Source organism: Streptomyces sp. NPDC001443, from assembly GCF_053597355.1.
In genome coordinates this window covers 96,839-104,545 of record NZ_JBSFIA010000038.1, presented here as the reverse complement: position 1 = coordinate 104,545, position 7,707 = coordinate 96,839, and the positions used below count along the sequence as shown (strand labels likewise).

The 7,707-nt window shown below is 75.5% G+C and carries 6 protein-coding genes and 1 pseudogene; all 7 read right to left on the bottom strand.

Features of this window, described 5'->3' with window-relative positions:
- Nucleotides 1-203: pseudogene (locus ACWC24_RS32095) on the bottom strand (lytic transglycosylase domain-containing protein); the annotation flags it as partial.
- A 337-nt stretch (nucleotides 204-540) separates the two neighbouring features.
- Nucleotides 541-1,359 (bottom strand): ECF transporter S component, encoded by an 819-nt coding sequence (locus tag ACWC24_RS32090; protein ID WP_450666405.1) that lies wholly within the window; start codon nucleotides 1,357-1,359, stop codon nucleotides 541-543.
- Nucleotides 1,356-3,113: an ABC transporter ATP-binding protein gene (locus ACWC24_RS32085; RefSeq protein ID WP_450666404.1), complete on the bottom strand. Its 1,758-nt coding sequence runs from the start codon at nucleotides 3,111-3,113 to the stop codon at nucleotides 1,356-1,358. The genes ACWC24_RS32090 and ACWC24_RS32085 overlap by 4 nt, the downstream gene beginning before the upstream one ends.
- Nucleotides 3,110-4,171 (bottom strand): CbiQ family ECF transporter T component, encoded by a 1,062-nt coding sequence (locus ACWC24_RS32080; RefSeq protein ID WP_450666403.1) that lies wholly within the window; start codon nucleotides 4,169-4,171, stop codon nucleotides 3,110-3,112. Before ACWC24_RS32080 ends, ACWC24_RS32085 begins: the two co-directional genes overlap by 4 nt.
- A gap of 106 nt (nucleotides 4,172-4,277) precedes the next feature.
- The gene (locus ACWC24_RS32075; RefSeq protein WP_450666402.1) at nucleotides 4,278-4,937 is read right to left on the bottom strand and encodes an SCO2322 family protein; all 660 of its coding nucleotides are present in this window, start codon (nucleotides 4,935-4,937) and stop codon (nucleotides 4,278-4,280) included.
- On the bottom strand, nucleotides 4,934-6,178 hold the full coding sequence (locus ACWC24_RS32070; protein ID WP_450666401.1) for a prenyltransferase/squalene oxidase repeat-containing protein: 1,245 nt from the start codon (nucleotides 6,176-6,178) through the stop codon (nucleotides 4,934-4,936). Before ACWC24_RS32070 ends, ACWC24_RS32075 begins: the two co-directional genes overlap by 4 nt.
- Nucleotides 6,179-6,524: 346 nt before the next feature.
- Nucleotides 6,525-7,553 (bottom strand): MBL fold metallo-hydrolase, encoded by a 1,029-nt coding sequence (locus ACWC24_RS32065; protein ID WP_450666400.1) that lies wholly within the window; start codon nucleotides 7,551-7,553, stop codon nucleotides 6,525-6,527.
- Between the last annotated feature and the right edge of the window lie 154 nt (nucleotides 7,554-7,707).

Here is a 7,707-nt window from a genome sequence, read left to right as displayed (position 1 = left end):
TGGGTGACGATCTGGTTGAAGGCGTTGTACTGGGCCGTGTCCGGGATCATCTGCCGGGCGATCGCCTGGGCGGAGGAGGCGGAGGTCGTGGCGGCTTGGGCCGGGGCCGCGGCGAGGGCCATGCCCGCGGTGGCGGCGACGACGGCGGTCACGGTGAGGGCCTTCTTCGGGCTGGCGATGCGGCGGATGGCGGCGAGGGACACGGAGGATCGCTTTCTTCGGGGACAGGGAGGTCGCTCGCTCGCCGGGGGACCGTGTGTTCCGGTCCTGGCATGCGTCGGCACCGTGACCCTGTGGGGGTCGTGGTGCCTGGCGACGTCCTCAAGACAAGCAGGCCCGAGAGGCGTCCGCAATGACCCCTTTTACTAGTTGTGGCCGCATTGGGGTGTTTGCCGGTTGGTGTGAGCTGGCTCTCAATCCGCAGGTCAAAGCATGTGCGCGTGCCTAAACATGTCCCTTTTCGTCCACTATCGTGGTTAGTGGGTGACGTGGGTCATGTGGGGTGCTTCACCGGTTCCGCGACGCTGTGCGTACGCGGGCTCACGATGCGGGTGGGGTGAACGTGACCGCGGTCTCGAAAGCGGCCCGGCGCGTGGCGCGACGCAGCGCCTTCAGCACCGCGGGACCGACGAACAGGGTCAGGGCGACCGTCACCAGCGCGCGGCCGAGGTCCCAGCCGAGCGAGGTGGCCAGGCAGTAGGCGACGAAGCGGGCCAGATTCGCGGCCACCGTCCCGTGCGGGTCGAAGGCGATGTCCGAGGCGTTGCCGTCCATGAAGGTCCAGCCCGCCAGGTTCATCACCGTGCCGTAGGCGAACGCGGCCACGAAGCCGTAGGCGCAGAGCAGGGCCAGCTCGGCCCGGCCGCGCAGCCGGTCCGGGCCCGGCAGCAGGCCCGCGCCCATCGTGAACCACCCCATGGCGAGCATCTGGAACGGCATCCACGGACCCACCCCGCCGGTGAGCAGCGCCGACGCGAACATCGTGACCGAGCCGAGGACGAACCCGAAGCCCGGCCCGAGGACCCGGCCGCTCAGCACCATCAGGAAGAACATCGGCTCCAGACCGGCCGTACCGGCGCCGATCGGGCGCAGCGCGGCGCCGGTCGCGGCCAGTACGCCGAGCATGGCGACCGCCTTCGGGCCGAGCCCCGACTCGGAGATCGTCGCGGCCAGCACCGGCACCAGCAGCACCAGCAGACCGGCGAAGAGCCATGGCGCGTCCTGGGCGTGGGCGCTGAGCTGCGAGGCGGGCGGGGCCAGGAACGGCCAGGTGAAGGCGACCACCCCGACGGCGCTGACCAGTGCGAGGGCGGCGAGGGAACGGGGGCCGAGGCGCACGGCCCGTGCCTGGCGCGTCATCGCAGGGCCTGCCGCACCTGGGCGACGGTGAGCCAGCGCTGCGGGGCCAGGATCTTGGTGACCTGCGGGGCGTAGGAGGGGGAGGAGACGACGACCTCGGCGGTCGGGCCGTCGGCGATCACCTCGCCGTCGGCCAGCAGCACGACCCGGTGGGCGAGTTCGGCGGCCAGTTCCACGTCATGGGTGGCGAGCACGATCGCGTGGCCCTCGGCGGCGAGCGCGCGCAGCACACCGACCAGGCGGGCCTTCGCCGCGTAGTCCAGTCCGCGGGTCGGCTCGTCCAGCAGCAGCAGGGGAGGACGGGCGGTCAGGACCACGGCGAGCGCGAGCGCCAGCCGCTGGCCCTCGGAGAGATCGCGGGGGTGCGTGTCGTCGGTCACGCCGGGCAGTAGTTCGCCGACGAGGCCGCGGCAGGTGCCGGGCGTGGCCCGGGCGTCCCCGTCGGCGGCCGCGCACTCGGCGGCGACCGTGTCGGCGTACAGCAGGTCGCGCGGTTCCTGGGGCACCAGGCCGACCCGGCGGACGAGGTCGCGGGGCCGGGTGCGGTGCGGGACCGCCCCGCCGACGCGGACCGTGCCGGAGGTCGGCTCGACCAGCCCGACCAGCGTGCCGAGCAGGGTGGACTTGCCGGCACCGTTGCGGCCCATGAGGGCGACGGTCTCGCCGGGGGCCACCGTGAGGTCGACGCCCCGCAGGGCCTGGACCTGTGCACGGCGCACGGCGAGGGAACGGACCTCGGCGACGGGCGGGGCGGGCGCCGGGGCGGGCGCCGGGGCGACGGAGGCCATCACCTCCGCCGCCCCGGCATCCGCCTGCCGTCCGATCAGGCGCGACAGGTACGGCAGACGCGGCGGGCGCGGCCGGGAGGGCGCCGGACGGGGCGCGGGCACGAGGGCCGGTGCCGGCGCCGGTACGGGGGCGAGGGCCGGCTCGTCGCGTCCCGTCAGTTCCTCCCGGAGGGCGGCGGCCCGGCGGCGGGCGTCGCGGACCGTCAGCGGCAGCGGGGACCAGCCCGCCAGCCGGCCGAGGCCGACGACCGGCGGGTACACCGGGGACACCGCCATCACCTCCGCGGGGGCGCCCAGCACCGGAGCGGCGCCCGGCTGCGGCAGCAGGACGACCCGGTCGGCGTACTGCACGACCCGTTCCAGGCGGTGCTCGGCCATCAGGACCGTGGTGCCCAGGTCGTGCACCAGGCGCTGGAGGACGGCGAGGACCTCCTCGGCGGCGGCCGGGTCCAGCGCGGAGGTCGGCTCGTCCAGGACCAGTACCCGGGGGTGCGGGGTGAGGACCGAACCGATCGCGACGCGCTGCTGCTGGCCCCCGGAGAGGGTGGCGATCGGACGGTCGCGCAGGGCGGCCAGGCCGAGCAGGTCGAGGGTCTCCTCGACGCGGCGGCGCATCACGTCCGGGGCGAGGCCCAGTGACTCCATGCCGTAGGCGAGTTCGTCCTCCACGGTGTCCGCCACGAAGTGGGAGAGCGGATCCTGGCCCACCGTGCCGACGACGTCGGCGAGTTCGCGCGGCTTGTGGGTGCGGGTGTCGCGTCCGGCCACCGTGACCCGGCCGCGCAGGGTGCCGCCGGTGAAGTGCGGGACGAGCCCGTTGACCGCGCCGAGCACGGTGGACTTGCCGACCCCCGACGGGCCGACCAGCAACGCGAGTTCACCCTCGGGCACCTCGAAGTCCACGCCCCGCACGCTGGGTCCGGCGGCTCCGTCGTACGTCACGGAGACGTTCTCGAAGCGGATCACGACGTCTCCTTGAAAGCGGGGGCGGGGGCGGGGGCGAGGAAGGCGGGGAGCAGGCCGAGGAGCACGGCGGCGGCGGGCAGCAGCGGGAGGGCGGGGGCCACGAGCGGCACGACACCGGGGTGCAGGGCCGTCTGGTCGGCGACGCCGAGCAGTACGGCGACGGCGGCTCCGGAGGCCGCCACCAGACAGGCGCGCGCGTCCCAGCGGTCCGGGCGGTAGCGGGTCCGTGGGGTACGGCGGCCGCCGAGCCACAGACCGCCCAGCGCGGCGGCGAGCCCGGCGAGCAGCACCGGGACGCCGTAGCTGCCGCCGTCCGCCGTGAGCAGGCCGTACGTTCCCGCGCAGACGCCGAGCAGCCCGCCGAGGGTGAGGGCGGCGGTGGCGCGGCGGACGCGGGCGGGCACGGCGGCGGTACGGCCGTAGCCGCGGGCGTCCATCGCGGCGGCCAGCGCGACGGACCGCTCCAACGCGCCCTCCAGGACCGGCAGTCCCACCTGGAGCAGACCGCGTACGCCACGGTCCGGGCGGCCGCGCAGCCGGCGGGCGGCGCGCAGCCGCTGGACGTCGGCGATCAGGTTCGGGGCGAAGGTGAGCGCCACGACCACGGCCACCCCGGTCTCGTAGAGGGCGCCGGGCAGGGACTTCAGGAGGCGGGTGGGACCGGCGAGCGCGTTCGCGGCGCCCACGCAGATCAGGAGCGTGCCGAGCTTGAGGCCGTCGTAGAGGGCGAAGACCAGTGCCTCGGCGGTGACCCGGCCGCCGAGCCGGATGCCCTGGGCCCAGTCGGGGAGCGGGACTTCGGGAAGGGTGACGAGGACGTGCGTGCCCGGGATCGGTGAGCCGAGCGCGACGGCGAAGACCAGCCGGATGGCCAGCACGGCGAGCGCGAGCCGGACGAAGGCGCCGTAGGAGCGGGCCCAGGGGGCGGCGGCGGGACGGCAGGTCGCGACGACGTAGGCGGAGACCGCGACGAGCAGGGCGAGCAGGAGCGGGTTGGTGGTGCGGGTGGCCGCCACACCGAGGGATATCGACCACAGCCACCAGGCGCCCGGGTGCACGGACGGGTGGTACGGCCGCCGGGCGGCGGGCCCGGCGGGCCGTCCGTCCCCGGCCGGCCGCGCGGCCCCCCGCAGCGGGGAGCGCGTCGGGCGCCGTCGGACCCGCTCAGCCACGCCCGCGCCGCCGGGCCTGCCAGAACGCCGCGGCCGCCAGGACGGCCACGGCCGCGCCGCCCGCGATCAGGCCCACCGAGGGGCCGTCGTCCGCGGTGTGTGTCGTCGCCGACGTCCTTCCCGTCACCGTCGGGGGCTCCTTCGGTGCCGACACCTGTTCCCCGCAGCCCTGTCGGGGGTATCCGGCGATCGCGCACAGCAGCGCGTTGGTGTCGTACCGCAGGGGCTTGGCCACCGCGGCCAGTGCCTCCGCCGTGCTGGCGTCGGAGGGCACCTGGGCACAGGCGGTCCGCGACGCGGGCGGCCGCTCGCCCGAGGGGGCGTCGGCGGGCGTGCCGAAGTCGATGACCAGGGCGACCCGCTTGGACCCGTCTTGTGCGGGGGTCTTCGCGCAGATCGTCGTGAAGTCGGCCGTGCCGCGCGGGCGGCTGGCGTCCTGGGAGTCCGCGCTGACCGCGAACCGGAAGCCCTGCACGTCGCCGTCGGCGGGGCGGGCGGTCGCCGGGCCCTGGGTGGCGTAGGTCCAGTCGCTGCCCGTGCGGTCCCAGAAGGACCAGTAGCGGTAGCCGGTGGCCCGCGCCTGGCCGGCCGCTCCCAGCAGCGGGAGCAGCACGGCCAGGAGCAGTGCGGCGGCGGCACGGCGACGGCTCACGACTGCTTGTTCCTGCCGCGCCCGAAGAGCATGAAGCCGACGGCGACGATGACGACGAGCAGGACGCCGCCGGCGACCCACACGGTGGTGCCGGGGCCGGAGGAGTCCTCGGCCGCGGCCGTCCCGCCCTTGGCGTCGGCCGAGGCCGACGGGGCGGCGGTGGGCACGTACACCGGCCCGGGGCCGGTCGCGTTCAGGAGGGCCACCAGGTCCTGGGAGCCGAAGTGGCGCGGGTCGGCGGAGACGGCGGTCGCGGCGAGGATCAGCTGCGCGTACGCGGCCGGGCCGGCCTGCTGCGCCCACTTGGCGGAGTCGGTCTGGAGCCAGCGCACGGCCGGGGCGGCCACCTCGCTCTGGCCCGCGGTCGCGAGGGCGACGACGGCGTCGGCGGTGTTGCCGTAGTCGGGCTGGTCCTCGGCGCCGGGCAGCGACGACGTCAGATGGCCGCTGCCGGTCAGCTCCTTGGCGAGGTACGTGGTGCCGTTGCGGGCCGCCTGCGTGGCGTCCGTGGCCGGACCCTTGCAGGTGAGGCCCTCGGAGTCCGGGTTCGCGGCGGCGCCCCCGAGCCCCTTGCCGAGGGCGGCGACGACGGCGGCCGCGGTGGCGTCCGCGTTGGCGAGGAGCGCGCCCTTCTTGTCGGGCTGGTAGGCGAAGGCGCCCGCGCCGTCGCCGGTGCAGGGCAGGGCGAGCTTCAGCAGGGCGTCGTACGGCGACTTGCCGTCCTTGACGACGTTCTGGGGCTGTTCGCCCGTCGCGGTCAGCGCGCCGACGACGACGGCGGTGGAGTTGGCGTCGCTGGCGCCGCCCGGGGTGTAGCCCCAGCCGCCGTCCGCGTTCTGCACGGACTTCAGCCACGCGACGGACTTGGCGGTGACGGGGGTGTGGTTGCCGAGCGCGGCGAGGGCCTGGACGGCGGCGGCCGTGCTGTTGGTGTCGACCATCAGCTTGGCGTCGCAGGGCTTCGTGGTGTCGGCGCGGAAGGCGGCGAACGCCCCGTCGGCGCACTGCTGCCCGGTCAGCCAGCCGATGGCCGAGGAGGCGGGCCGCACGCCCACGGTGTTCTGCGCGAGCAGGGCGAGGGACTGCCGCCACACACCGTCGTACGTGGGGTCGGTGCGGCCGTAGAGGCCGGCGGGTATCGCCACCGAGGGCGACGGGGACGAGTCGGCGGCGACGGCGGGCGTGGCACCGCCGATCACGGCGGCGGCGGCCAGGACCGCGGCGCTGCGGCGGACGTTCATGATCGGCGGATGCCTCTCCCTGCGGGGAGCCGGACAGCACGGGGCACCCCCGGGCGGCTCGGCTCCGTAGACCTCGACGGTGCCGTACACCGGCGGGCCGCCGGTGTGCGCGAGCCGGTCACGTACCGTGCGGGGCGATCCGGCTCGCCACCTCGCGGTGGCTCACGGCTGCGGGTCAGCGCCGGAATTGCACCGGCTTTCCCCCGTACGGGTGTGATGACGACGGCGCCACTCTACCGGCCCGTGGAAACGCGCCGAGGGGCGGCTGCGCGGCGGCTTGGCTCACGGGTGCGGTCCGCCGGCGGGCCGCGTCGTTCCCGCCGCCCGCACCGCCGTGCACGTCACCTCACACCGCCACGTACGTCACCGGCTCGCTCCCCGTCACCGCCTCCGCCCGGCCCAGCTTCACCAGGCGCCGCAGATGGGCCTCGGCCTCCGAGACCGCGATGTTGCGGGAGCCGTAGGGGATCTGGTCCCAGGGGCGGTTCCACTCCATGCGCTCGGCGAGCTGCCAGGGGGTGAGCGGGTCGGACAGCAGGGTCAGCAGGCCGTCCAGGCGCTCCTCGTGGTGGGCCAGCAACTCCCGTACGCGCGAGGGCGCGTCGGCGAAGGCGTGCTGGTGGGCCGGGAGCACCTCGGCGGGGCCGAGCCGGCCGACGCGCTCGAGGGAGGCGAGGTAGTCGCCGAGCGGGTCGGTGACGGTGGCGTCGTCCGGGTCCTCGTACAGGCCGATGTGCGGGGTGATCCCGGGCAGCAGGTGGTCGCCGGAGAACAGCCGCCCGTTGCCCGCGAGTCCGGCGGGGTGCCGCTCCTCCAGGTGCAGGCAGACGTGCCCGGGGGTGTGGCCGGGGGTCCAGACGGCGCGCAGCCGGCGGCCCGGGAGGCCGAGGAGCTCACCGGGGACGATCTCCCGGTCGGGCAGGGCGGGGGCGAGGCCGGGCAGGGCGCGCCGGGGCCGGTCGGAGCGCAGCGGGGCGACGTGCGCCTCGGGGGCGCCCGCGGCGGTGAGCTTGTGCGCCATGTACGCGTACCAGCGGCCGGGCCGGGTCTCCCGGGTGCGGCGGACGACGGCGATGTCCGCCGCGTGCATCGCCACCCAGGCGCCGGAGGCCTCGCGGACCCGGCCGGACAGCCCGTGGTGGTCGGGGTGGTGATGGGTGATCACCACCCCGTGGACGTCGGCGACCGAGGTGCCGCACGCCGCGAGCCCCTCGGCGAGCGTGTCCCAGGACGCGGGGTCGTCCCAGCCGGTGTCGACCAGGACCGGGCCGCGATCGGTGTCGACGACGTACACGAGGGTGTGGCCGAGGGGGTTGTCCGGGATGGGGACCTCGACGGACCGTACGCCGCCGCCGTGGTCGTGCACCTGCGTCATGGGCTCCCCAATCGCCGCGTCCCGGTCACTATAACTAGAACAGGTTTCGATGGGAGCCCGAGTCGACCACCGCGGTGGGCGTCCCGGCCGTGGACTCCTCCGGGCGGAGCTGCTATCAGTTCCGTATCTGATGGATCGTCAGAGCAGGGCCGGG

Bases quoted from the DNA above. Each gene is read 5' to 3' on its own strand.
- ACWC24_RS32090 (WP_450666405.1), bottom strand. From the start codon at position 1,359: ATGACGCGCCAGGCACGGGCCGTGCGCCTCGGCCCCCGTTCCCTCGCC.
- ACWC24_RS32070 (WP_450666401.1), bottom strand. From the start codon at position 6,178: ATGAACGTCCGCCGCAGCGCCGCGGTCCTGGCCGCCGCCGCCGTGATC.
- ACWC24_RS32065 (WP_450666400.1), bottom strand. From the start codon at position 7,553: ATGACGCAGGTGCACGACCACGGCGGCGGCGTACGGTCCGTCGAGGTC.